Source organism: Bartonella sp. AA86SXKL (assembly GCF_042196885.1).
The window spans coordinates 13,724-38,375 of record NZ_JBHIRE010000015.1; the positions used below are offsets into that span (position 1 = coordinate 13,724).

Genomic DNA, 24,652 nt, shown 5'->3' on the forward strand with positions numbered 1-24,652 from the left:
AATGAGATTGTCTTCCAGTTTCAAAGGTTACGTCAACAGAAATACGCAATCCCCTCGCCCTCATCTGACAGACAAAAGCTGGAACTACTCATAAAGCTCTTTTTTTCTCAATCTCTGACTCAAAACATGTGGCTGCGTTAAGTTTGGATGTTGATTTACAGGCAACAGCTAAAGCACACGAGCTCTTAGAAAAACAGCGCTGTAAAGTTACAAACTGACTTGCAATGAAGTGGAAAGATGTGCCGGCTTTTTATAAGACACCTTGTAAAAAACACCCATAATACATTTGGCTTTGCGTTTGCTCATTCTAACAGGTGTTTTTACATATTTTTGCGTCATATTTACAAAAAGCAGATTAAAGAGAAATATTTAGACAATTCTTGACTCGAAAAGATGCAACAACAGAGTTTCGCGTGTCTTTATCATCAAAAACACTAAAATTGATTTTATTCTTCTACAACCGGTCGTCGTCACCCTAGTGAGAAGGAGTATATCACAACACATGCAACAGACGTGACCCTATCCCCCGTAGGTTTCGCTCTCGTTTACGTGAACTAGCTGGCGAGACCGATGCCGCCTAGTCACTAAAACCATGCCATACGGTAGAAGGCAAAGGAGAGCATGCCTATTGCCGACAAAACACAGCTTTTTGTCGACTTTTTTGATTTTGCTCATGTTATAAAAAAACAATGCAAAATTCTAGAAAATAGACAAATAATTCCATAGTAACATGATCAACAAGCATAAAACCCACACAAAATGTGTGGGCTTTTTTGTTTATGCAAATAAACAAATTAAATACATATTTGTTATTTAATAGGTATTTCCCAATGGCGGGCACGAACAAATGAGCATTCTGTCTCCCGCAACATTATCAATACGCGATACAGGAGGCCAATATTTATTGGCTGGATCAAGAAAACTGTTGGGAAAAGCAGCTTCTTGTCGCGAATAGGGTCGTGCCCAAGCATCATCTAAAGTATCTGCCACTGTATGAGGGGCATTCACCAATGGATTATTGTCTTTTGGCCAAACCCCGCTACCAACTTTCTTAGCTTCTTCAGCAATAGAGAGTAAAGCATCACAAAAACGATCAATCTCTGCTTTTGGTTCCGATTCCGTTGGCTCAATCATCAAAGTTCCCGGAACAGGAAACGACATCGTGGGCGCATGGAATCCATAATCAATGAGACGTTTTGCAATATCATCAACACTCACCCCATACTGCTCTTTCAACACGCGTGTATCCACAATACATTCGTGCGCAACACGTCCATGCTTGCCCCGATAAAGAATGGAATAAGCAGCTGAAAGACGTGCAGCAATATAATTGGCATTTAAAATGGCTATTTGTGTTGCATATTTTAAGCCATCAGCCCCCATCATTCGAATATACATCCATGTAATCGCAAGAATAGACGCACTTCCATAAGGAGCAGCCGAAACCGCATGTGTTGTCCCATCTTGTTCATGACCTGGTAAGAATGGTTTGAGATGCGCTGCAACTCCAATTGGTCCCATACCAGGACCACCACCACCATGAGGAATAGCAAATGTTTTATGAAGATTCATATGACAAACATCAGCGCCAATATCCGCAGGACGAGCAAGACCCACAAGGGCATTGAGATTAGCACCATCAAAATAAACTTGTCCGCCATTTTCATGAATAATAGAACAAATTTCCTTAATACTTTCTTCATAAACACCATGGGTTGAAGGATAAGTAATCATGAGAGCGGCCAATTTATCTTTATGCAATTGCGCTTTCATCTTGAGATCGTCTACATCAACATCACCATCGCTTAAACATTTTACCACAACGACTTCCATCCCTGCCATATGGGCCGAGGCTGGATTGGTACCATGCGCAGATGCAGGAATAAGACAAACTGTACGTTGATGTTCTCTCCGTGATTGGTAATATCGTCGGATAGCCAAAAGCCCAGCATATTCACCTTGAGCACCAGAATTTGGCTGAAAAGAAACTTGCGCAAATCCTGTAATTTCGCACAACCACGCATTTAACTGGTTTATCATCTCCAAATAACCCGCTGCATCCTCTTGTGAAACAAAGGGGTGTATATTGGCCATGCTAGCCCAACTTACAGGCATTAATTCAGCCGCGGCATTAAGCTTCATTGTACAAGAACCAAGAGGGATCATAGCGCGATCCAGCGCCAAATCCTTATCCGCCAAACGACGCAAAAAGCGCATCATATCTGTCTCTGAATGAACCGCATGAAAAAAAGGCTGAGAAAGAAAAGCAGCATCCCGTTTTTTTCCAAAGAGTCGTGGAGAAACCTTATCAAAGAGTTGTGCCCCCAAAAGCTGCGCTAAAGCACCAGCATCTTCTTCTGTTGATAATTCATCAAAATTGATTGCAATAGTGTCATCATCGAGAACACGAATAAGGCGCCCACCTATTTTGGCTTGATGCGCAATTTCTCGCGCTTTTCCCTTAACAGAAATACTCACACAATCAAAAAAGCTTTTCCCTTCAACATGAATCCCTGCTGCTTCTAAACCAGCAACAAAACGACATGTTAAATGATGAATTCGCTGCGCAATTTCTTGTAAGCCTTTTGGCCCATGCCAAACAGCATAAGCGGTTGCCATATTAGCCAACAAAGCCTGCGCTGTACAAATATTTGACGTCGCTTTATCGCGCCGAATATGTTGTTCACGTGTTTGCAAAGCTAAACGAAAACCAACGCGTCCTTTGGTATCCACAGATTGACCAACAATACGCCCTGGAATAAGACGCGTTAACGCATCACTCACGGCAAGGTAACCAGCATGTGGACCACCAAATCCCATCGGAACGCCATAACGCTGCATAGTGCCAACAACGATATCTGCCCCCCATTGAGCAGGTGGCTCCTGAAGAGTAAGCGCTAAAGGATCAGCTACAACGATAACTAAAGCTCCCTTTTCCTTTGCCTCTTTTATGATCTCACTGTAATCATGAAAAGAGCCTTTTGTATCTGGCCAAGACAAAACAATTGCCGCTGTATCAGGATCAATTTCGCCATTTTGGCTAATCTGAATCCCTTGTGTTTCAGCACGCGTTTGCGCAACACTCAAAGTCTGAGGATGTAAAAGACTCTGAAGAGAAATTTTTGTTTTTTTCTCACGGAAAAAGCGAACAGCAAGGGCATTGGCTTCAGCTAAAGCAGTTGCTTCATCAAGAAGGGAAGCAGCAGAAACAGGCAAACCTGTTAGTTCACTAACCAATGTCTGAAAATAAAATAAAAGCTCTAAACGACCTTGGCTAATTTCTGCTTGATAAGGCGTATAAGCAGTATACCAAGCAGGATTTTCAAACAGATTTCGTAAAATAACCGGAGGCACATAAGTTCCATGATATCCTTGCCCAATAAAACTTTTGTGCACATGGTTACGCTCCATCATCTTGGAGAGTTCTTCCAAGGCTTGTCCTTCACTAGCAGCCTCTGGAAGATTCAGTGAACGTCCCAAATGGATAGAGTGTGGAACAGCTTGAGAAATGAGTGTATCAACACAATCAAGCTCTAAAACATCAAGCATTTTTTGTGTTTCATCAGGACGCAGCCCAATATGTCGAGAAGAAAAAGAACGCTCGATCATGGTACTCATCCAATCAAAGCCTTATAAGCATCTTTATCTAACAACCCCTCCAGTTGTGTCTCATCCTGCAATGTCATTTTCCATAACCAGCCTTCTGTTTCGGGTTTCTGGTTTACCAGTTCAGGATTATCAGCCAAGGCTTCATTTATTTCGACCACTTCACCATCAAGAGGAGCATAAACATCTGAAGCCGCCTTCACTGATTCTACAACAGCCGCCGCCTCTCCTTTGGAAAGTTTTGTTCCACTTTGTGGTAAATCAACAAAAACCAAATCCCCTAATTGCTCTTGCGCATAATGCGTAACCCCAACAGTCACCACCTGCCCTTCAACGCTAAGCCATTCATGGTCATGTGTAAAATAAGTTTTAGACATAAAAAATCATCCTTTAAAATAACGTTGTTCAACAAAGGGAAGAGAATGAACTGATAATACAATCTTTTTGCCTCGCAGTTCTGTAAAGACTTGTGTCCCTTCAACTTTAAAATCAACAGGAACGTAACCCATCGCGACAGGACCATCAAAAGAAGGACCAAAACCACCTGATGTTACAATGCCAATCTCATTACCTTGATCATCAAGAAGCACCGCACCGGCACGAATAGGTTGGCGCGTTTGCGGTTTTAATCCAACACGACAACGAGCCGGTCCTTTTTGCAGTGCTTCAAGAAAAGCCTTCGCACCATAAAATTGTGCTTTTTCTCGAACACTTTTAGGAACAGCCCATATTAGAGCCGCATCAATAGGTGTCGTATCAGGGGTAATATCATTTCCATGCAAACACAGCCCCGCTTCCAACCGCAAGCTATCGCGTGCGGCAAGCCCAATCCACTCAACACGAGAATCACTCAGCAATTTTTCAGCCAACATATGCGCATGCCCTATAGGCAAAGCAATTTCAAAACCATCCTCTCCCGTATAACCAGAACGCGTTATAAACCAATCCTGTTGTGGTTCGAATCCTTGCATAAAGAACAATTCATTCCCTGGTAAATCGGCATCAGCAAGAACAGCGGCCGCTTCAGGACCTTGAAGCGCAAGCAATACCCTTTCAAGGGCAATCACTTGACATTCAAAATCAACCGCACGCTTTTCCAATTCTAAAAAATCAGCCTGTGCATTCCCAGCATTGGCGACCAACATAAAACGACCCTCTTCCAAACGGGTAATAATAAGATCATCAAGAATACCAGCCTGCTCATTAAGCAAATAATTATACCGTGAATGCCCAATCTTTAAAGCTGCTGCATCAATGGGAAAAGCATAGGACAAAAATTCCACAGCTTGTGCCCCTTCAACCGCAATCAATTTCATATGAGAAATATCAAAAAGTCCTGCATGTGCACGCGTATGAAGATGCTCTTTTAAAACGCCAAGAGGATAAGTTAAAGGCATGTTCCAACCCGCAAAAGCACCAAATTTTGCTCCTGCTTTTTCATGCAAATCATATAAAGGAAGTGTTTTTAAAAAAGATGTTTCTTGTGCTGTGCCCATAATAACTCCAAAGCTGCGCTAACGCCCACAGAATATGGTCGTCTCTGCCCCCTCTGTCATCAACCTGAGAGACTCGCGAAAAGATTTTTCGCTTACACCTTCGGCGCGGGTTCTCCCGACTTTCCAGATCTGCCTTCTTCCTTTTACGGTCCTTAAAGCCTGAGAGATTATGGGCTATTTCCCCTTCGGCGGCAATGCGAAAATTTGCAATTTGCACTCTCCCGCAAAAGAATGAAAGAAACGATAACGCTCTTTCCAGCATATTTAAACCTATAGCCTATCTTCATCACACTGTCATTAGTAAAGTGATGAAAATGTTCTCATTTTAAAACTTGCATAAGCTCCTTCAAAAGATTTATAATAGTGTCCTTTTGAACCTTACAAAAATTGCAAGCAACACATTTTAGGAAATTTAAGACAAAAATCAAAAGCTATAAACAAAAACACCTCTTGAAAATCATGCAAAACGTCACACACTAAAAAGATCGCAAAGCAATACTCTTTCGCGCGCAGTTCAACCTTAAAAATAGGGTTTCATATTCTTTTTGAGAATAAGGACTTCAAATATTTTATAAGTATGATTTTAATGCACAAGAAGTAGGTTTTCTGCTTTCTCAATAGTGTCATAAATAGCGACTATTTACAGACTAAAACTACCGAACAAAGGTGACAAAATACTCATGAAAGCTGGTAATATCTCTTACAATTGCGAAAATGATCTTCCAAAGCAAATTGCTCTTTTTCCTTTAGAAGGTGCACTCTTACTACCCGGTGGTTTTTTATCACTCAATATTTTTGAACCAGAATCACTTGAAATGATTGAAAATGTTATGGTAACTGATCGTCTATTGGGCATTATTCAACCACTTTCATCGGATACAGATCGCTTCTCTACACAACTTTATAAAACAGGCTGTATAGGGCGTATTACAAACTACAGTGAAACAGGAAACGGACAACTGTTCATTATCTTACAAGGTGTTTGCCGCTTCACTTTAGAACAAGAATTGAAAAACACAAAATCCTATCGAACAGCTCTCATCCAATCAAACATAAAAGACTTGCAAGAATTTGATATTGAAGAAAGCATTAACCGAGAGAACTTACTCGACGTTGTAGAAAAATATCTAACCATACATGAAATGGAATATAATTGGAGCAGCATCATAGAAGCCCCTACACCTATATTGGTTAATGCTTTTTCAGCTCTTATCCCCTTTACACCAGCAGAAAAACAAGCTCTCCTTGAAGCTCCAGATATTGAAAGCCGTGCCCAAACTCTTCTTGCATTAACAGAACGCTCGCTCATGAAACAAACAGGAACAGATTACCGCTTAAACTAATGAATGTCCAAACATGAAAAAAATGACCACAGATCCCAAAATGCTCGAATTGCTCGTCTGCCCAATGACGAAAGGCACGCTCTCTTTCAACCGAAAAACACAAGAGCTCATTTCTCTCAAAGCCAAACTTGCCTATCCTATTCGTGATGGCGTTCCCATTATGCTTGCCTCAGAAGCGCGCCCTTTGCAAAACAATGAAGAAATAACGCATAAAAAATAAAAAATCCTCATGCAATTTCCTTCTACAAGCCCACTGTTATCAAACCTCTATATCCATATGGTCTCTCAATATTCACGTATTCTGAGAAAAGGCATTTTACAATAGAGAAATACACTGATTTAAAAGATATTTATATCGCTTTACCCCTTGCAATCAAAGCCCCAAATAGCACAGCTTTTTTCGTTTCAGTCTATTTATTCTGAAGCAATAAAAAACATTCGCTTGCACAACACAAATATCTGAATAAAAATAACTGAAAAAAGGATTCAAACAGCCCTTGTTTTTACCCACACGGCCCACCCGCTTATGATGTACAAGCAAGCGATTTTAATTAATCCAACATGAAAAGATTTGTGATGAGAGGTTTTAAGATATTCCGCTTTGTATTTTTAGTTAAAAAGAATGATTTATCATAACAAATCAATTTGTTGATCTATCGCGAAAGTACAATATAAAAGCACTTACACTAAATCAGGAGGGGAACATAAGTACAACTGGACATTTATGTTTTTATGACATTCCTATAAGCTTTATAGGCTAAAAAATACGCTTTATTTGCTTGGAATAAGCAATTTGAATTTCAATTGACGATTGAAAATAATTTCCTTATGAATGAAACTTGCGTTTTTGGTCGTATACGCGACGATCAATAGGGTCTGGAAGCCCGAAAAACTCAAACTAGAAATAAAACCGCTTTTTGCGGATATCCCGGATTTTCCGGGGGCTCTTGTTATGTCCAAGTGCTCTCAGCACTAAAAGCAAGAGGCTGTTTTGAGTCAGCACTTCCAGACCCCGGATACTAATGCGAGGGCGCTCGCAACCGGAGGGGAAACAAAGTGCAAACTAAAAATCTACATTTTTACGATATTTCTTTAGGCAAAAAAATTCGCTTCAGAAGAAACGTCATGGGGTTTTCTCAAAAACAATTAGGAAGTCATTTAGGCGTAACATTCCAACAAATCCAAAAGTATGAAAAAGGCTTAAATCGCGTAAGTCCAAGACGTTTACAGGAAATTGCTCATATATTAGATGTTCCCGTTTCCTTCTTTTATGTTGATGGCGCAAAAAAAGAAGAGAACCTCTATCATTGTGATGACAGAATAGCAAGCAAAGCAGAATATTTACTTTTAAAAAATTTCAGAATACTGACCCGCAAAAAACAAAGAGCAATTTTGCAGTTGATTTCTGATGAAAAAAATAACCCCTTATTTTCATAAGTTCATTGCAAAGATAATCAAAGTCCTTAATAATCTTGACAAGAATTGTGACTGTCTCCCCACACTTCATGAGAATGAAAATGCTTAATCTAATCTGATTTGTAAATAATCCGAATTCTAACGAGTTTAACTTAGAAATAGTGCATTGATTTATAATGATAATCTAACGTTATTGATATTGAATAAGTGTTTCGAATATCGTAAAATTCTTTCATTTCAAATTTGTTCTATATTGAATCAATCAAAATCTCTTGTTTGCACATTACAAGCAAAGTTGGCGTGTGAGTAAAAATGTACAAAAAGGCATACCTCTTATTGAATCGTCTCACAAACCAAGAGCTGTAACGACATTGGGTGCTAAAAAATGTATGAGGTGCTAACTTGCTCTTTTATTAAACATAAATATGTGAGTGTTCAACGACTTTCCACTCATATGAGTCACTTAAACAAAAGGCTCTCCAAACAAGCCTAAGAATATTCCAACGCACTAAAAAAACACTTAAATATATCGAGAAAAATCAAAGATCTTATACTACCATACTCCAAATAATGATATTTTATAGCATAACAAGATTAAAGTAAAAATAAGAAATATAAAGTAAAAAATAGACACGAAAAAAAATATATATAACTTTCATAGGAATTTATCTATATATGGATACTTAAGTTTATCCTGTTGTGCCATAAATTCTATCATTTAAGATATGAGGATATGAAGCACGCATACCTCCTTGAAACATTCAAATGTTTTTTAGATGCCCAATATCTTTTTAAATATTTTTAGGCCTGCTTGTTGAGCCTTTAGTTTAAGTGAAAAATGGGAAGCCGCTAGAATCTAGCTGTTTACAGACTGTAATAGGAAGCTTCGCTTTTAAAGGTATAGGGAGAAAATTAAATAATTCAACAATTAACAGATAAAGTATTAAAAGATTCCACCAACGCGATACGTAATACCATCCTTAAAAAATTCAAAAGTGAGAAGGTAAACAATTGACAGAAGATAAGAAATTCACTTAATTAAAGTGTTTTCTAAAGAGATAATAGCTTAGCGTAAAATATTCAATTTTTTCAATTCTGAAAGATTAAAAGAGACGTATTATTTGAAATAAAACAATTTATTGTGCTAACAATGATGATTGGTGTGCACAAAATTGAGTTGTTGAAAATCAAAAATATAATTTAATGATGTTCCTTGACCAACTCACTCTCTCCTGAGTATAGCACGGGGAATAAACGTGGAGAGACATGAGGAGTATATAGAAAATGAGTTATAAAGTTGCAATTGTCGGCGCAACCGGAAATGTTGGTCGTGAAATGCTTACAATTTTAGAAGAACGTGGTTTTCCTGCGCATGAAATTGTCCCTCTAGCATCACGACGCTCATTAGGACAAGAAGTTTCTTATGGAGATAAAACTTTAAAAGTAAAAGCACTGGATACTTACGATTTTTCTGACACAGATTTTTGTCTTATGTCTGCGGGAGGGAGCATTTCCAAAGAATACGCCCCTAAAATTGCTGCTGCCGGCTGTGTCGTCATCGATAATTCCTCCACGTGGCGCTATGATGCCAATGTTCCGTTGATAGTCCCTGAAGTCAATGGCGAAGCTATAAATGCCTTTTCTAAGCGTAATATTATAGCAAATCCTAATTGTTCAACAATTCAACTGGTCTTAGCTTTAAAACCTCTCCATGATGCTGCAATCATTAAACGTGTTGTTGTCTCTACATATCAGTCTGTTTCTGGAGCTGGTAAAGAAGGAATGGACGAACTTTTTGAACAATCACGCGCAGTTTTTGTTGCAGACCCAATTACATCAAAAAAATTCACTAAACGCATTGCCTTTAATGTCATTCCTCATATCGATGTTTTCATGGAAGATGGTTATACAAAAGAAGAATGGAAAATGACGGTTGAGACGAAGAAAATTCTCGATCCGAAAATTAAATTAACAGCCACTGCTGTTCGGGTCCCTGTCTTTATCGGTCACGCCGAAGCCGTCCATGTTGAATTTGAAAAACCACTAAGCGCATCTGAAGCACAAGCGCTCTTCCGCGATGCACCAGGCTGTCAGCTTATCGATAAACACGAAGATGGTGGTTATACCACACCTTATGAAGGTACCGGAGAAGATGATACCTTTATTAGCCGTGTTCGTGAAGATATCACCGTTGAAAATGGTTTAGCTTTCTGGGTTGTCGCCGATAATTTAAGAAAAGGAGCAGCATTGAATGCCGTTCAAATTGCTGAATTGCTCATTTCTCGTAATTTGATAAAGCCTAAGTCCGCAAATTAACGCCCTGTCCGAAGGACAAAGAGCCCCTAGCCGGTCCTGTCAAAAGTCCGGCTTCTCTTCAGTATAACCTTCCCCAGCTGAAGGTTCATATCACCATCCTAAAGAACTGTAATCCAAGGTATTGTCAAATTTGACTCTGAATATCCTTGAATGCCTCGCCACCTTAAGTTAAGCATTGCCGCCTTAATGACATTTTACGGTACAATAGGATCAGCAGCATAAGCATTGTTTGCTTCATGCTGCTGATCCTTTTTGTCATTCCGGTTATGAAATTAACTTTACCCTTATCGAGCAGGATAGGTCACGACACGGTAACGCGTTTCATTACGTTCAAAATTTTTGTAATTGACATTATCAGGAAAGGAGGGATTATAAGCACTCACGTGCTTTACAGAAACGCCTTGTGCTTTTTGCGACGGATTTAAAATTGTTCGTTCATCCCTTTTTTTAACACCTGTAGAATCGATAATCATATCTGTTCTGTATAGTTTTTGCATATTTTTCCGTGTTTTTTGAATCGCCGGAAGAGCTTTAAAGTCGGAAACAGCCTGTTTTACTTTTTCTTTTGGCGATTTTACCATGGATTTTGATTTTGCTGGCATCTTTTTAAAAGCAATGGTAGGAACATCGTTAACATTGACGTAACGTGCAGATGCCCAACCAACTTTTCCATGATAACTAAGAGAACACCAAGTTTTATTGGATAGGCAGCCATAAATTTGCACTTTTGCTCCCATTGGAACCATTGCGATAACTTTATAAGCTGTCGCAGGACCTGTGCGTAAAGATACCTGACCTGATGCAACACGAGCAACTGTTCCTGTAATGGTTCCAGCTTCCGCGTGAAAAGCAGTCACAGCCACCCCTGACGCTCCTAAAGCCCATAAAGTCATCATTGTTGATAAAAATTTCTTTCTTAACATTATTTTTCTTCCTCTCTTAAAACATATGAAGGACAAAAATTCGCCTTTGCAAAAATTTGCCGCATTTAAATCCAATGATCAGCAACCTTTATTCCCCCCCAAAAACCCCACAACATTGCAACAAAATCTCTCTTTATCGCCTACACGAACACGGCCTTTTGATCTTGATTGCGCAGTATGTTCTTCATGAATTTACGGCTAAAGCATCATCTGATTGTCTGGTTCTTCAACCAATTGTCCCTTACAAAAGTTTTTAAAGGGGCATTGGTTCCCTCAACAAATGATTGCAATAAAAGAATTAATTATTTGAATTTCAGAGAATTTCTATGAACAAATGATGATCAGCCCCCCAAACAACTAAAATAGAAGGAAAAATAATACTCTTAAAAAAATAAAAGTGATTGAATATTCTCTAAAGCTTGTATAACTTTAAATCTGCCTAAAAAGATACAGAGTATATTGAAACTTCCCTCAAAAAATTTCTCGAAAAAGAAAGTTAAAAGCATATGACATTAAAAAATTTTTCTCGTAGTCGGATTATAGGATTATTCCTCTCTCTCTTTGCACTTTTTTTGTCTACTGCTTTTTCCATGGCCGCAGACAAAACAAAAATCAAACTTGGTATTATGGAAGGGCGGGATGCGATTATTTGGAAAACTGCTGCTGAACAGGCTAAACAAGCCGGTTTAGATATTGAACTCGTTTATTTTTCTGATTACGCTTTGCCTAATGATGCTGTTAACGCAGGAGAGATCGATGCGAATGCTTTTCAGCACGCCCCTTATCTTAATGAACAAATGAAACAACGTGGCTATAAACTTTCAATTGTCGGCTATACATTTATTGCTCCAATCGGTGTTTATTCACACAAAATAAAAGACTTAAAAGATCTTCGTGATGGTGCACATGTTGGTATTCCGAACGACCCATCTAATGGTGGAAGAGCCTTACTTCTTCTCAATTCTTTAGGTCTCATTAAGTTAAAAGATCCTCATAATATTCTTGCATCTCCACTTGATATTATCGAAAATCCTAAAAACCTGCAAATTCGTGAGCTCGATGCTGGTATGTTAGGACGAGCTATTGACGATTTTGACCTTGCAATTATAAACACAAACTGGGCTATTGTTTCCGGATTAAACTTCGAAAAAGATGTAGTCGCATGGGAGAGCGCAAAAAATAATCCTTATGATAATATCATCGTTGTACGCACGAGCGAAAAAGATGAGCCATGGGTTAAAAAATTAGTTGCCGCTTACAACAACGATCTTATCCGTGCAAAAATCAAAGAGATTTTTGGCAATACCGCCCAAACATCTTGGTAATTGTGCCAAATATCCGAGTAATTGTGAATGGAAAAACCTACTCTTATCTCCTTAAAAAACATCAGCCGTTGTTTTAACAAAACGGCTGGTGTTCCGGTAATTAATAATCTCTCTTTAAATATCCATGCTGGTGAAATCCTTGGCATTATTGGGCGCAGTGGAGCAGGAAAATCAACACTTATTCGCTGTTTAAATGGGTTAGAGAAGATTGATGCAGGGTCCATTTTTTTTGAAGGTGTTGATATTTCCAATCTATCAGAGATAGAATGGGCGCCTTACCGTCAACGAATTGGGATGATTTTTCAACATTTCAATCTTCTCTCATCGCAGAATATTCTTGATAACATTGCATTGCCGCTTAAATTAAGTGGTGTAAGTAAAAAACAACGCCACAAACGTGCCCTTGAACTGATTGAATTGGTTGGGTTATCTGGGAAAGAATATTGCTATCCGGCACAATTGTCAGGAGGGCAAAAACAACGCGTTGGCATTGCACGCGCTCTTGCTGCTAATCCTAAAATATTGTTATCAGATGAAGCCACCTCTGCTCTTGACCCTGAAACAACACAATCTATTCTAGAGCTCCTTGCTGATATTAATAAACACCTCAATCTCACGATTGTGCTCATCACCCATGAAATGGAAGTTGTGCGCACCATAGCGCATCGCGTTGTTGTTCTTAATCAGGGAAACATTGTAGAGGAAGGACGTGTGAAAGACATCTTTACATCACCGCAAGACGATACAACCATAGCCATGCTCAAGCTTGTAACCCCGCAACTTCCTGAAAAATTTGCGAAAAATCTCAAACCAATCGGACGAGAAGCTGTCATTGAAATTAATATTGCCGGTGAAATTGCCCAGCAGCCTTTTCTTCATCTTCTAGAAAATGAGAGTGGTTTAAAAGCACGTATTTTGCATGGTGGCATTGATACAGTTCAAGATGAAACCATCGGGCGACTCTTCTTGGCTCTTCCTGGAGAAGATAAAGAAGCTTTAGAAAAAGCTGTTCAATGGTTAACGAAAAAAGGACGATATTGTGAGGTCTTAGGCTATGTTTAATGTTCTGTCTCATGAACTTCCCCAAGCTGTTATTGATACAATATTGATGACACTTAGTGCTTCTGTTATGGCATTTATTATAGGGCTTCCCCTTGGTCTTCTTCTTCACACAACAGCACGCGGAGGGATTTTTTCCTCATCTCTCATCAATCGCCCTTTAAGCATGATCATTGACAGTATTCGTGCCATTCCCTTTATTATTCTTGCATTTTATCTTCTTCCCGTTACGCGTATCGTTGTAGGAAGAGGGATAGGAATGCCTGCTGTAATTTTTATACTGACCATTTCAGCTATCCCTTTTTATGCTCGCATGGCGGAACTCTCTTTTAAAACCGTTGAAAACGGTCTCATTGAAGCGATCCGCTCTATGGGTGCAAGTCGTCTTCAAATTATCAGACATGTTCTTATTCCTGAAGCTCTCCCTAGCCTGATTACAGGTTTTACAGTCATGGTCATTTCTCTTATAGGAGCCACCTCACTTGCTGGATATCTTGGTGGAGGCGGTTTAGGGGATATGGCAATCCGCTATGGCTACCAACGCTACAATACCTTCATCATGACCATCGTCATCATCCTTTTGATCGTGCTCAATATTACAACCCAATGGACTTCTGATAAAATCGTACAAAAACTTGATAAAACAAAACATTAAAAGACTTAGAATTTCACATGCCAATACCATCATCCTCTTTGCCACTTTCCAAGTGCACCAACCCTTGCCTATCGAAAACACTCATAAGAGATTAGAAACTTTTTTCTTAAACAGTTTTTATCTCTCCCCATCCGTTTGTAACATGAAAGAAAATAGTTTTAATGGCTTTAATATAAAAGGGGATAAAATAAGAGATCTCACAGTATGTGAAACTCTCTTTAAATTAAGACATTGGTCACGACCTTTCCCAACCTTAGATAACACATTGAATTTATAATGATAATATGGCGTTATTCATATTGAATGAGAACTCTGAATACCGTAAGATCCTCTCATTCCCAATTTGTTCCATATAGAATCAACCAAAACCTCTTGCTTGCACGTTAAAAGCGGAAAGAGCCGTGTGAGTAAAACTATACAAGAAAGAAAGGCATGCCTCTTATGAATTATCTCAAGCGCCAAGACCTGTCTTAACATTGGCGGCTAGCATATAATATGATGGTGCCGATTTTCTTCTTCACAAGCATAAAGATAGGGGTGCTCAATGGCTTTATCGTTATACTATTCACAGGCGCCATTGCGAAATGGGTGTGACGAGCGTTGAGAGATGTTGCTTTAAAATAAACCCGTGAATTGGCAACGCAAGTATATTCCATTTGAAGCGTTCTGTTTTACGTGATGGGTATGATCCCATTAAAGAACGCTATAAACAAAAGCGTGAAGCAATGCACTATCTTCATTAGGAAACTCCTCTTCAAAACGATCTAGGAAAGATAGCAACCCGCTATGGCTATCAACGCTATGATAGCTCCACCATATCTATCATCCTATAGATTATTCTCAATATCATCATTGAAGAAACTTCTAATAGAATTGTATAAAAATTTTATAAAATAAAGCACTCAAATAATCTAGATATTGGAAGGTTTTTCTTCCACAACAGCAACAATAAGCCATTGAGCTGTAAGAGCTGGTTTTTTTAACTTTTCAATTTCCACCGTAACCCCATAATGGAAAACCACTCGACCAGAAGGACGAATTTCTGCGTCGTCTAACACAAAACGCGCACGTATCCGTACCCCTGTTTTCACAGGACTCATGAAGCGTACTTTATCGAAACCATAATTAATCCCCATTGTGCTCCCTTCTAACTCTGGAAGAGCTTCATAAGCGAGCCTAGACAAAAGCGATAATGTTAAAAAACCATGAGCAATCGTGCCGCCAAAAGGTGTTTTTTTAGCCTTTTCCTCATCAACGTGTATCCATTGATGATCATCTGTAGCACATGCAAACTGATTAATCATATCCTGTGTAACAAGACGCCACTCCGATAATCCCACTTCTTTCCCAATAAAACTGGTGACATCTTGTACTGTTATTTTTTGCTGCATAACGCTATTCCTATTTTATTTGATAAAAGAAACCACCCCTCTTGCTTTTATAAAATCCATTGATTAGAGCATCAAGAATAAAAGATTAATTGTCTTAAAAACAAATGCACCTTATGAATGAGAAAAGTTCTTTAGCAGAATAGTTTTCAAATAGGAAAAAAGAATGGCAAGCAATGTGAACCTAACAGGTTTAGCACATGATTTGAAACAACGTGCAGAAAACCATCCCCCCATCCGTATTGGACTGATTGGTTGTGGTGAAATGGGCACAGATTTATTATCAAGTATTGCGCATATGGATGGTATAACAGTCGCTGCTGTAGCCACGAGGACACCGTCACGTATTTTTGATGCCGCTACACTAGCCTATGGCGAAGATGGACATGTCTGTGAAGTTGAAAATACTTATGCTCTCACCCAAAGCATTGAAAAGGGTTTGATTGCAGCAACAGATGATATTAACCTTGTTTTGCGCCATGAACAAATTGATATTATCGTTGATGCAACAGGCTATCCCGAAGCAGGAGCAGAGATTGGTATCAAAGCGCTTGAGAATAACAAACATCTTGTCATGATGAATGTTGAAGCAGATGTTACAATTGGCGCTTATCTCAAACATGAAGCAGAAAAACGAGGGCTCATTTATACACTTGGTGCCGGCGATGAACCTACTTCTTGTATGGAACTCATAGAATTTGTTTCAGCCCTTGGACATAAGATTGTTGTAGCGGGTAAAGGAAAAAATAATCCTCTGCGCTTTGATGCTACACCTGACGCTTACGAAGAAGAAGCATTCCGGCGTAATATGAATGTGCGCATGTTGGTTGAATTTATTGATGGTTCCAAAACGATGGTTGAAATGGCAGCCATTGCCAATGCCACCGGACTTCTCCCCGATTGCCCAGGAATGCATGGACCACGAGCAGCGCTACAAGATTTAAACAAAGTGCTTATTCCAAAGCAAGATGGGGGCATTTTACAGCAATATGGTGTTGTAGATTATTCAATAGGTCAAGGTGTTTCACCTGGTGTCTTTGTCATTGCCGAAATAGCACACCCACGTTTACGCGAACGTATGGAAGATTTAAAAATTGGCCAGGGACCTTACTTCACCTTTCATCGCCCCTATCATTTAACAGCAATGGAAGTTCCCCTCACCTGCGCACGTATTATGCTTTATGGCAAAAAAGATATGGTCCCTCTTAGCCATCCCGTAGTAGAAGTCTGTGCTGTTGCTAAAAAAGATTTACATCCAGGTGATCAGCTAGACTTTATCGGTCTTTATACTTATCGTGCTTGGATAATGAACATCGCAGAAGCACGCGCTCACCACGCCATTCCTTGTGGCCTTTTAGAAAAAGCAACAGTAACAGCTGCAATTAAAAAAAACGAACTCATTACAGTACATAATACTGCTATTCGTGAAGATCAATGGATTGCACGTCTTCGTGCTAAACAAGACCTTTTACTTCATTGCCCTTCTTCCGCTAAGCTATAAATACTCCTGAATTACCTTACTTAACAGTATCCTTCCCTTAGGCAACAGAATAACCCAGAATACACTTCTATCGCAAATACAGGTTTATGTTTTAATAAAAGCATTTTCCAACGATGCACATCACCACTTCCCTCTCACAATATGTCCCGTAAATGCGACAGTATAAACCACCCTATGAGATGGCATAAGATTCATTGTGTATCACTATCTTTACTCTATGAAGATACAAACCAGCACCATCATTTATTTTCCAATACTACAACAGTCCTTGAACCTTAGAGATGATTCATGAGAAGAATTTTTACTCTTTTTTTTTAATAATTTTATCCATACACGAACGCAACTTGTTATACGTAAAAAATACTTCTGATGGATTTAACATAAACAAATTTAAAATGATAAATAATAATTTCTCATTTTTCTTATTGCATGAGAGCCATGGATATAGGGATATTCTTTATTTTATCCCCTTATGAAAGATAAAAAAATTTAAAAAGGATAAAATATACCTTTGATGAATAATCTTCATATGAGAAAAGGTAGACAATATTAAAAGACTGATAAAGATAGTAAGTATACTATCCTTATTACTAGAAAATAACCATAAACTGTAAAAAAATCAGGTTACACTAATTTGTAAAAAAAAACATAAATGTAGGATCTTGAACTTTAATAATGTTAATAAAAGCTACATTTAATATTAAGAGTAGTGATTTTATTATCTAGTATAGTATAAATAATAAAATATTTATTTTTTAAAAATAATGAAGTGAACAAAAAAATCCTCGACTCTGTCGATGAGCTTCCTACTAAAGTGTACTAAATATTCCCCAAAGAGATACAACAGCACCTAATACATCCCCAACACATAAAGAAGCAAGAAGTGATAAAATACCTATTCCCCCCCAAAAGGCTGCACCTGAAAAAGCAGCAGCTTTTTCAACTTTCCCCAAAGCAATGCCATCTTGTTCCTCAACGCCTTGAATAACAGCTCTATCCACAGCTTTAATAGCTACATTTTTTTCTAGTGTAGAAATAGTAACTGCCACTCTCTCTTGAAATTGATTTTTTACAAAACTTGCATTTCCCTCTATAGTTTGTACAAAAAAGAGAATAAATAGTGTAAAAGTAAATGAACATACACGATTTTTAAATATTTTAAACATAGCTTTCTTTGCTCCTCTTTTCTTCACTGAAAAAATGAAAGAATATTCACATATATAAAAACCAAAAATTATATTTAATCATTTATATAATTGCACATAATAAAATATTATATGTAATTTTGTTATTATAATATAACACATTATGTATTACATGTAAATATAAAAAACAATAAATGATAAAAATAATTTATTCCTTTTACGCAATAATAACTTAAGATACCAACAGTAATATTTTTTTATTTTTATTGCTATAATTAAAAATAATAATAATTTGTTAAATTTATTATTATAAGAAATATTACGAAACAAATTCATTTAAAAAATTATATAATAGAGCTTTTATAAATAATTTGAAATGTAATTAATTTTAAAGAACTATAAAATTTAAAACTTCCAATATAATGATATATGATTGTCTATTATTTCAATAAATATAAAAATGAAATAGTACTTAATGGATTTTTATTATATCACTCATCATTAATATTGAAAAATAAAATTAGTATCGAATAAAAACTTGATCTAAAACAAATCTATCCTAATAAAACAACTTTAAATAGTGTACTATTTTTCTATAAAACAGTTATAAAATGTAAAAAGAAATTAAGATCTCTATTTTCAAATAGAAAAGACATTAATAAAATGATTCTCAACTTTTACTGATATATAAAGAAAATAGTGCATAGCATCTTCAAAAAGGTAATTTAGCTCCTTTATCTCATACAGCATAAAAAACTCAAAATATTGACTTTCAAACCTAACAAAACAAACGCATAAAATAAATAAATCTATCAGATTTACAAAAATATTATAAGCAACACTAGAGCACCAAAAAACTACCTAAAATTACATAAAAAGAGAGTCATGAAAAATGAGATGATCCCCCAAAATACTGAAAAAACTTTCTTTCTTAATTTTCATAAAAGTTATTCCATATTTTTCGTCAATATTGTAGAGCGCAGCCTTATTTATATTTTGAGTAATTATATTTACTCTGTATTAGTAAAAAATAATTCTCTTTGAAAGAAATTTTTGGCAATATTCACATAACTGTCTGCAATTTGTGCAAAATAAATAATAATAAAGAATTGATCAAATGCTTTAAATAAAAGGAATAGATAAACTTACTAAAAAATTACATATTTCAATAAATAATGAAAATATTTTTCATTATTTGATGTATAAGAATTTAATATGTATGAATATTTACTTATTAAAAATTAGAATATACATCAGAAATAATTACAAAAGATAACTATCTTGAGAAATATTGCCTCATATTACAGAAAAATTGCGTTGGCTTTGCTCAATAAAAGCTTCTCTATTTTTAACAAAGCTCTCATTTTTATGCATCCATATGTGATGTAAAAAGACGCCTATTTGCGTTTCTCTTATAGATAGATTAAATAGTGACAGCACCTTCGATCACTTTGTCTATGTTAACTTCTCTTTTAGGCAATAATTTATGGTATCTAACAGGCCTTTTCTCGCTCTTTTACCTTTGGGCGCACACGAATATCACGGAGAGCACCTTCCTTTCGAAACCGACTGGATTATAGCTGAAGCTTTTGCAAAAGCTCTCACTTTACAAACAAAAGAGCAGTTTCATATCGCACTTTTACCGGTTGAAAAGATTGGCTATTCTATAGAACATATGGATGTTACAGGTACACAAACCCTTACCTTTTCTGATGCGATTAAGCGATGGATAAAGATTGGTGAAAACTGTTATCACAAAGGGATCAACCGTCTTCTTCTTCTCAATGCTCACGGAGGAAATTCACCTTTAATGAGCATTGTTATCACCGAATTACGAAGGCGCCTTTCCATGCTCGCTGTAGCAACAAGCTGGAGCCGTTTTGGTTTACCACAAGGTCTCATGGAGCCATCTCAACAACATCTTGATATCCATGGAGGCTTTATCGAAACCTCTCTCATGCTCTATTTAGCACCAGAAAAAGTCCATATGGAAAAGGCAGAAAATTTTCATAATAAACAAGCGGATATGATTGCCAATTATCGGTATTTACGTGCTTATGGTCCTCATGCCTTTGGTTGGACAATGCGAGATCTGAACACGCAAGGTGCAGCAGGAAATGCAAGCAAAGCAACACCACAAGCCGGTGAAGCAATCTTTTCTCATGTTCTGTCTCAGCTTCGTGATTTACTTGATGATATCAATCGATTTAACATAAACACATGGCAATAAAGAACAATAAAAGGTCTCTCCATGGAAACGATACACCCCAAAAAACTTCCCGTTACGGTTCTCACAGGCTATCTTGGTGCTGGGAAAACCACCCTTCTCAACCGCATTCTCAATGAAAATCATGGCAAACGTTATGCCGTCATTGTCAATGAATTTGGTGAAATTGGTATTGATAATGACCTGATCATTGAATCAGACGAAGAAATTTATGAAATGAATAATGGCTGTGTTTGCTGCACCGTGCGTGGTGATCTCATTCGCATTCTGGAAAGTCTGATGCAACGTTCTCATCGATTTGATGCGATCATTATAGAAACGACAGGGCTTGCTGATCCCGTTCCCGTAGCACAGACCTTTTTCATGGATGATACTATCCATGAAAAAACAGCTCTCGACAGTGTCATAGCAGTCGTTGATGCAAAGCATTTTCCCTCTCAATTAAAAACAAGTCGTGAAGCTGAAGACCAAATTGCTTTCGCGGATATTATTCTTTTAAATAAGATTGATCTTGTCACCCCACAAGAACGCAGCCATGCTGAATCCCTTATTCTGGCCATTAATCCTCGCGCTATACTCTATACAACACAGCGCACCAATATCCCTCTTGAGACACTCCTTAATCGTGGTTTTTTTGATCTCCAACGGACTCTCGATCATGAACCTCATTTTCTCGATCACGAACATGCACACCAACATGCCAACCATGTGTGCGGTCCCGATTGTCATCATGACCATCATCACGCATCCACCATTCATGATATTACCATCACTTCTGTAAGTTTAAAAACAGATGCTCTGCAACCAGAAAAGTTTTTCCCTTGGATCCAGCAGGTTACACAGCAACAAGGGCCTGATATCTTGCGTCTTAAAGGCATTATCGCCTTTCAAGGAGACGATGATCGTTACGTCATTCAAGGGATACATATGCTTCTTGAAGGACAACATCAACGCCCATGGCGTGAAGATGAAAAACGAGAAAGCCGCCTTGTCTTTATAGGACGCTCTCTTGATGCTGAAAAATTAAAAACTGGTTTTGAAAATTGCGCATAAGTGAGTGATAATGCCAAACATTACCCATTATGATCTCAAAAGTTACTGCCTTTCCTGCGGTTTTATAGGCAATAAACCAGCCTTTGTTTCCGTAGAAGGTTTCATTGTTTTTTTTAATCCAACCCCACAAATCGTTGAAGTTCACCAAGGAATAATTTCAAGCCATTTTTCCCATGACAATACCGCGATCATCACCGGTGGAGAAGATGGAAAAGTCTGTCAAACAACCGCAGCAGATCACACGGAATTGTTAAGCCAAAAAGAACGCAAATGGATAAACAACGTTGCTTTTGGTCCACAAAAAGCTTTTGCTTTTTCCTCTTCACGCCTCGCATTTGCGCATATTGGAAAAGAACGACAAGAGCTCACACATGAACGCAGTGTAGAAGGCCTTGCTTTTGCCCCAAAAGGTTTGCGACTTGCCGTTGCCCATTACAATGGAGTCACTCTTCATTGGTTATCAACGCAAATATCTCCCACCACATTGGTATGGAAAGGAGCTCATTGTAGTGTCACCTTTTCACCAGACAACCGCTATGTCATTTCCACCATGCAAGAAAACGCCTTGCATGGCTGGCGTCTCACTGATAATCAGCACCTCCGCATGAGTGGCTATCCAAGCAAAGTCAAAAGCTGGTCTTGGAGCGCAAAAGGAAAATGGCTAGCAACATCAGGTGCCTCTGCCGCAATTGTTTGGCCCTTTCATACAAAAGATGGCCCCATAGGAAAAACACCACTAGAACTAGGCACACGAGCAAATGCACTTGTTAGCACCGTTTCATGCCACCCAAACAAAGAAATTGTAGCAATAGGCTTCAATGATGGAATGATTTTAGCGGCACATTTTCATGATGGAAAAGAAGTCCTTCTAAAAGGTTGTGGGAAAAGCGCTATCTCAGCACTTAACTGGGATCAAGCAGGGCAAAACCTCTCCTTCGGTAGCGAAAATGGTGAATGTGGTATAATCAATATCGCTGATTAAATTACACCGACAAGCGCAATTATCGCCTATAAAAAATGCCCACACAATCCTCCAGAAATCTTATCCCCGTGCATCTCCAGAGCTCTCAGAAATCCTATCTCCCTAATCTCCCCCCCAAAATCTCCTAAAATCTTCGTAATCATTAAATCTTCCCTCTTCCTTTCCTCCCCCCCTTTAGACAAGAAAATACCTTAAACATGTTTTTTGACCTTTTAACATTGCTACCCCCATACAAGAATAAAAACATCACCCTCAAGACCGCCCCCCATCTCCCTATAAACATCTATATAGGCTACATACTTCCACAAAAGCATTTTTCTTAAAAATTTGGCAAAAAATAGCTGATATCATCATTAAAACAACGATTTATTCCTACGATCAGAAGAAGGGAATGCAACACTATTTTCCTAAATAAAAAATTTTTTGATTTCCCCTTCTAAAGGGCAAAGTTTCCTACGAGCAGCCTTCTACACTTCAGTTTCTTGCCTAGAAAATTCCATCTAATAATCATTTCATGGAGCTTCTATTACCGCCCTCTGTTACGGTATCTCCTTCATCTCCGGATTCTGTTCCTTCTCCTTCTGCCCTTGTTAAACCAAAGCCTTCTGGGTCTTTTGCCCCTGTTAATCCTTCGTCTAATCTCTCTATACCGCTTGATGTTCAGTCTAATCTCCAAATTAGAGCGGTTGTTCCACAGGTTCCAACTTATCTTCTTTTGCCAAATGCCTTATTTCATGCTGGTTTAGTGGATATGACCACGCAAAATAAGACGTTAGAGACAATGCGGAATGCTTTTCATTTCTTTGGGAAAGATGATAAAAGGACAGCCTTTTTTCTGCGTGCTTATGGGGGGAGCCATCATTATGCTTCCAATTTATCTGCTTTTGAATATGGCTATGGTGCTGAGCTCGATTATAATGCATTTCAAGCAGGTGTTTTGTTAAATGAGATTGAGAGTTTATATGGTCGTACATTCTTTGAAGTTTTGGGGAACTATGGAAATCTTTCTCTACACCCTCAGGATGTTGAACAAAGCAAAAAAAGCGCATTTAATAAATGGTCTGTTGGGGCTTATGGAAGTTTGCAGCATGATACCGGTTTTTATATGGATGGGGTGTTATCGTATGGCCTTTTTAAAGGTGATGTTTTGACACGAGCACGGGGTAAAGCTATTGCCAAGGGTAAACAGTTTAGCGGTTCTTTAACGAGTGGCAGAACGTTTGCAACAGGGTATAAAGGTGTTGTTTTTGCTCCGCAGATTCAGGTTGTTTATCAGCATCTTCAGTTTAATAAGACGCGTGATATTGATTTAGGAAAATTTCATGCAATAATTCAGAATGCTCATTCATCATTTTAGATATTGAATAAAAACTAAATATTATAAATTTCTTTCATTTCAAACCTGTTTATATTTAATCAATTAACCCCTTGTCCATCACAAACGAAGCTGGCATGCAAAGAAGGACTTTTGAAAAAAGGTAAATTACTTCTTATGAACATTCTCGAGTGCTAAAATCTGCGCAAATATTGAATGCTGAAAAAAGAATGGTGATATCCGCGCATGACCGCAATGAAAATAATATCCTGTATCTTATCGAAATTTCTCTGCCACCTATCACTTACAAAACAACAACCATAACAACACGATAAAGCATACTTTACTTTTATTATAATTTGACCTCAAACTCCCTCTTTTTGTTCTAAAAATAAGTATCTATCCAAAATTCTTAAGTAAACATCCTAAAAAAGAAACAAATAATATGCGTATTAAATGATATAAACGTGAATAAAGTTCTAAAACAAAATTCAAAACAATGCATAAAACTCATAAAGACTAAACTTATGATCTATAAAAATGAATAAAGAAATGGACAAAAACAACCACCTATATCGTCTCTTTTGAAAGATTATGCCGAAAGCATTCAGCATTCAAACTTTTCATATTCACAATGAAATCTGTCCTCATATCTTAACATCAAAAATTTTAGAAAAATTTCTCATCGCATAAAAGAAAGCATCTATTGTAATCTTTTATATCAAAAAATAACCATATTGATGAAGCAAAATAAATTTTAATACATTAAAAGGCCGAAAATCTTCTGCCTTTTAACTAAAAATACATATTGCAGCTCATCAAAAGAGGTGGCGCAATCCAGCAGAGAAACTCGTTCCAGAAAAACCAATTTTCTTAAATCTATGCTGATAAGTGACATCTCC

The 24,652-nt window shown here is 37.7% G+C and carries 17 protein-coding genes, 2 pseudogenes and 2 riboswitches; of the genes and pseudogenes, 13 read left to right on the plus strand and 6 right to left on the minus strand.

The genetic code is table 11. The features are described from left to right. Positions 1-813 precede the first annotated feature (813 nt). Genes gcvP through gcvT form a run of 3 tightly spaced genes read right to left on the minus strand, consistent with a single transcriptional unit; the run spans position 814 to position 5,102 of the window. A complete protein-coding gene (gene gcvP, locus ACFIO5_RS07105; protein ID WP_375705171.1) occupies positions 814-3,609 on the minus strand; it encodes an aminomethyl-transferring glycine dehydrogenase in 2,796 nt (931 codons plus the stop codon). A 5-nt stretch (positions 3,610-3,614) separates the two neighbouring features. Continuing rightward, positions 3,615-3,983 carry a glycine cleavage system protein GcvH gene (gcvH, locus tag ACFIO5_RS07110; protein ID WP_375612294.1) on the minus strand — a complete coding sequence of 123 codons (369 nt, stop codon included), beginning with the start codon at positions 3,981-3,983 and terminating at the stop codon, positions 3,615-3,617. A 6-nt stretch (positions 3,984-3,989) separates the two neighbouring features. After that, positions 3,990-5,102 (minus strand): glycine cleavage system aminomethyltransferase GcvT, encoded by a 1,113-nt coding sequence (gene gcvT / locus ACFIO5_RS07115; RefSeq protein ID WP_375613638.1) that lies wholly within the window; start codon positions 5,100-5,102, stop codon positions 3,990-3,992. Positions 5,103-5,145: 43 nt separating this feature from the next. Beyond that, positions 5,146-5,237, minus strand: a riboswitch (glycine riboswitch). A 1-nt stretch (position 5,238) separates the two neighbouring features. Further along, positions 5,239-5,336, minus strand: a riboswitch (glycine riboswitch). Positions 5,337-5,782: 446 nt separating this feature from the next. Here gcvT and ACFIO5_RS07120 point away from each other — a divergent pair. The 4 genes from ACFIO5_RS07120 to ACFIO5_RS07135 all read left to right on the plus strand — a co-directional run bounded on the left by ACFIO5_RS07120 (position 5,783) and on the right by ACFIO5_RS07135 (position 10,177). Further along, complete coding sequence (locus ACFIO5_RS07120; RefSeq protein ID WP_375610818.1) at positions 5,783-6,445, plus strand: LON peptidase substrate-binding domain-containing protein; 663 nt, start codon at positions 5,783-5,785, stop codon at positions 6,443-6,445. Positions 6,446-6,458: 13 nt separating this feature from the next. After that, positions 6,459-6,665 (plus strand): Trm112 family protein, encoded by a 207-nt coding sequence (locus ACFIO5_RS07125; RefSeq protein WP_273791466.1) that lies wholly within the window; start codon positions 6,459-6,461, stop codon positions 6,663-6,665. A gap of 836 nt (positions 6,666-7,501) precedes the next feature. Next, a complete protein-coding gene (locus ACFIO5_RS07130; protein WP_375705170.1) occupies positions 7,502-7,882 on the plus strand; it encodes a helix-turn-helix domain-containing protein in 381 nt (126 codons plus the stop codon). A gap of 1,263 nt (positions 7,883-9,145) precedes the next feature. Next, a complete protein-coding gene (locus ACFIO5_RS07135) occupies positions 9,146-10,177 on the plus strand; it encodes an aspartate-semialdehyde dehydrogenase (protein ID WP_375618537.1) in 1,032 nt (343 codons plus the stop codon). 284 nt (positions 10,178-10,461) lie between these two features. Here ACFIO5_RS07135 and ACFIO5_RS07140 read toward each other — a convergent pair whose 3' ends face one another. Then, entirely contained in the window at positions 10,462-11,100 is a 639-nt protein-coding gene (locus ACFIO5_RS07140) for an SH3 domain-containing protein (RefSeq protein ID WP_375636988.1), read from the minus strand. A 506-nt stretch (positions 11,101-11,606) separates the two neighbouring features. Between ACFIO5_RS07140 and ACFIO5_RS07145 the strand changes: the two genes are divergently transcribed. The 4 genes and pseudogenes from ACFIO5_RS07145 to ACFIO5_RS07160 form a co-directional block, all read left to right on the plus strand. Then, a complete protein-coding gene (locus tag ACFIO5_RS07145) occupies positions 11,607-12,425 on the plus strand; it encodes a MetQ/NlpA family ABC transporter substrate-binding protein (protein ID WP_375618539.1) in 819 nt (272 codons plus the stop codon). Between the two features lie 27 nt (positions 12,426-12,452). Then, positions 12,453-13,487, plus strand: a complete 1,035-nt coding sequence (locus ACFIO5_RS07150) for a methionine ABC transporter ATP-binding protein (protein ID WP_375612288.1) — start codon at positions 12,453-12,455, stop codon at positions 13,485-13,487. After that, entirely contained in the window at positions 13,480-14,139 is a 660-nt protein-coding gene (locus ACFIO5_RS07155; protein WP_375609233.1) for a methionine ABC transporter permease, read from the plus strand. The genes ACFIO5_RS07150 and ACFIO5_RS07155 overlap by 8 nt, the downstream gene beginning before the upstream one ends. 441 nt (positions 14,140-14,580) lie before the next feature. Beyond that, positions 14,581-14,879, plus strand: a pseudogene (locus ACFIO5_RS07160) (integrase); the annotation flags it as partial. 171 nt (positions 14,880-15,050) lie between these two features. Here the strand turns inward: ACFIO5_RS07160 and ACFIO5_RS07165 are convergent. Continuing rightward, the gene (locus ACFIO5_RS07165; RefSeq protein ID WP_375621600.1) at positions 15,051-15,530 is read right to left on the minus strand and encodes a MaoC family dehydratase; all 480 of its coding nucleotides are present in this window, start codon (positions 15,528-15,530) and stop codon (positions 15,051-15,053) included. A gap of 163 nt (positions 15,531-15,693) precedes the next feature. On the opposite strand from ACFIO5_RS07165, the gene ACFIO5_RS07170 reads away from it, so the two are divergent. Further along, complete coding sequence (locus ACFIO5_RS07170; protein ID WP_375621599.1) at positions 15,694-17,028, plus strand: NAD(P)H-dependent oxidoreductase; 1,335 nt, start codon at positions 15,694-15,696, stop codon at positions 17,026-17,028. Between the two features lie 809 nt (positions 17,029-17,837). Here the strand turns inward: ACFIO5_RS07170 and ACFIO5_RS07175 are convergent. Continuing rightward, entirely contained in the window at positions 17,838-18,194 is a 357-nt protein-coding gene (locus tag ACFIO5_RS07175) for a hypothetical protein (protein WP_375633822.1), read from the minus strand. Between the two features lie 1,465 nt (positions 18,195-19,659). On the opposite strand from ACFIO5_RS07175, the gene ACFIO5_RS07180 reads away from it, so the two are divergent. The 4 genes and pseudogenes from ACFIO5_RS07180 to ACFIO5_RS07195 all read left to right on the plus strand — a co-directional run. After that, positions 19,660-20,403, plus strand: coding sequence for a creatininase family protein (locus ACFIO5_RS07180; protein WP_375633823.1), 744 nt, complete (start codon positions 19,660-19,662; stop codon positions 20,401-20,403). Positions 20,404-20,424: 21 nt separating this feature from the next. Then, complete coding sequence (locus ACFIO5_RS07185) at positions 20,425-21,453, plus strand: CobW family GTP-binding protein (protein ID WP_375633824.1); 1,029 nt, start codon at positions 20,425-20,427, stop codon at positions 21,451-21,453. A gap of 10 nt (positions 21,454-21,463) precedes the next feature. After that, positions 21,464-22,435, plus strand: a complete 972-nt coding sequence (locus tag ACFIO5_RS07190; protein WP_375633825.1) for a WD40 repeat domain-containing protein — start codon at positions 21,464-21,466, stop codon at positions 22,433-22,435. 532 nt (positions 22,436-22,967) lie between these two features. Next, positions 22,968-23,759: pseudogene (locus ACFIO5_RS07195) on the plus strand (autotransporter outer membrane beta-barrel domain-containing protein); the annotation flags it as partial. Positions 23,760-24,652: the final 893 nt, after the last annotated feature.

Bases quoted from the DNA above. Each gene is read 5' to 3' on its own strand.
- gcvP (WP_375705171.1), bottom strand. From the start codon at position 3,609: ATGATCGAGCGTTCTTTTTCTTCTCGACATATTGGGCTGCGTCCTGAT.
- gcvH (WP_375612294.1), bottom strand. From the start codon at position 3,983: ATGTCTAAAACTTATTTTACACATGACCATGAATGGCTTAGCGTTGAA.
- gcvT (WP_375613638.1), bottom strand. From the start codon at position 5,102: ATGGGCACAGCACAAGAAACATCTTTTTTAAAAACACTTCCTTTATAT.
- ACFIO5_RS07120 (WP_375610818.1), top strand. From the start codon at position 5,783: ATGAAAGCTGGTAATATCTCTTACAATTGCGAAAATGATCTTCCAAAG.
- ACFIO5_RS07125 (WP_273791466.1), top strand. From the start codon at position 6,459: ATGAAAAAAATGACCACAGATCCCAAAATGCTCGAATTGCTCGTCTGC.
- ACFIO5_RS07135 (WP_375618537.1), top strand. From the start codon at position 9,146: ATGAGTTATAAAGTTGCAATTGTCGGCGCAACCGGAAATGTTGGTCGT.
- ACFIO5_RS07140 (WP_375636988.1), bottom strand. From the start codon at position 11,100: ATGTTAAGAAAGAAATTTTTATCAACAATGATGACTTTATGGGCTTTA.
- ACFIO5_RS07145 (WP_375618539.1), top strand. From the start codon at position 11,607: ATGACATTAAAAAATTTTTCTCGTAGTCGGATTATAGGATTATTCCTC.
- ACFIO5_RS07150 (WP_375612288.1), top strand. From the start codon at position 12,453: ATGGAAAAACCTACTCTTATCTCCTTAAAAAACATCAGCCGTTGTTTT.
- ACFIO5_RS07155 (WP_375609233.1), top strand. From the start codon at position 13,480: ATGTTTAATGTTCTGTCTCATGAACTTCCCCAAGCTGTTATTGATACA.
- ACFIO5_RS07165 (WP_375621600.1), bottom strand. From the start codon at position 15,530: ATGCAGCAAAAAATAACAGTACAAGATGTCACCAGTTTTATTGGGAAA.
- ACFIO5_RS07170 (WP_375621599.1), top strand. From the start codon at position 15,694: ATGGCAAGCAATGTGAACCTAACAGGTTTAGCACATGATTTGAAACAA.
- ACFIO5_RS07175 (WP_375633822.1), bottom strand. From the start codon at position 18,194: ATGTTTAAAATATTTAAAAATCGTGTATGTTCATTTACTTTTACACTA.
- ACFIO5_RS07180 (WP_375633823.1), top strand. From the start codon at position 19,660: ATGGTATCTAACAGGCCTTTTCTCGCTCTTTTACCTTTGGGCGCACAC.
- ACFIO5_RS07185 (WP_375633824.1), top strand. From the start codon at position 20,425: ATGGAAACGATACACCCCAAAAAACTTCCCGTTACGGTTCTCACAGGC.
- ACFIO5_RS07190 (WP_375633825.1), top strand. From the start codon at position 21,464: ATGCCAAACATTACCCATTATGATCTCAAAAGTTACTGCCTTTCCTGC.